The organism is Phaeobacter sp. SYSU ZJ3003 (genome assembly GCF_041300735.1).
Classification (GTDB): Bacteria; Pseudomonadota; Alphaproteobacteria; order Rhodobacterales; family Rhodobacteraceae; genus Phycobacter; species Phycobacter gallaeciensis_A.
In genome coordinates, this window is record NZ_PXNU01000003.1 from 1 (window position 1) to 741 (window position 741).

Sequence of the window (741 nt, forward strand, 5' to 3'; positions counted from 1 at the left end):
GCCGCGCCACCGACACCATGATGGCCGGCAAGGTCGCGGTGGTCTGCGGCTACGGCGACGTGGGCAAAGGCTCGGCGGCCTCTCTGCGCGGCGCGGGTGCCCGCGTGAAGGTCACCGAAGCGGACCCGATCTGCGCTCTGCAGGCGGCGATGGACGGCTTTGAGGTGGTGCTGCTGGAAGACGTGGTCTCCAGCGCCGATATCTTCATCACCACCACCGGCAACAAGGACGTGATCCGCATCGAGCATATGCGCGCGATGAAGGACATGGCCATCGTCGGCAACATCGGCCACTTCGACAATGAGATCCAGGTGGCGAACCTCAAGAACCACAAGTGGACCAACATCAAGGAACAGGTGGATATGATCGAGATGCCCTCGGGCAACCGCATCATCCTTCTGTCCGAAGGGCGCCTGTTGAACCTCGGCAATGCCACCGGTCACCCGTCCTTTGTGATGTCGGCCTCTTTCACCAACCAGGTTCTGGCGCAGATCGAGCTGTGGACCCGCGGTGAGGAGTATAAAAACGAGGTCTACATCCTGCCCAAGCATCTGGACGAGAAGGTCGCCCGCCTGCATCTGGAGCGTATCGGCGTCAAGCTGACCACGCTCAGCCCCGAGCAGGCCGCCTATATCGGCGTCACCCCGGAAGGTCCCTTCAAGCCGGAACACTACCGTTACTGACCGGCCCTACAGCAGAACACCACAAAGCCCCCGCAAATCATGCGGGGGCTTTTTTGTT

Annotated in this window: 1 protein-coding gene; it reads left to right on the top strand. The window is 61.4% G+C overall.

What is annotated here, in order from left to right:
- On the top strand, positions 1–683 hold a 683-nt coding region (locus C6W91_RS02950), incomplete at its 5' end, for an adenosylhomocysteinase (RefSeq protein ID WP_370570416.1).
- Between the last annotated feature and the right edge of the window lie 58 nt (positions 684–741).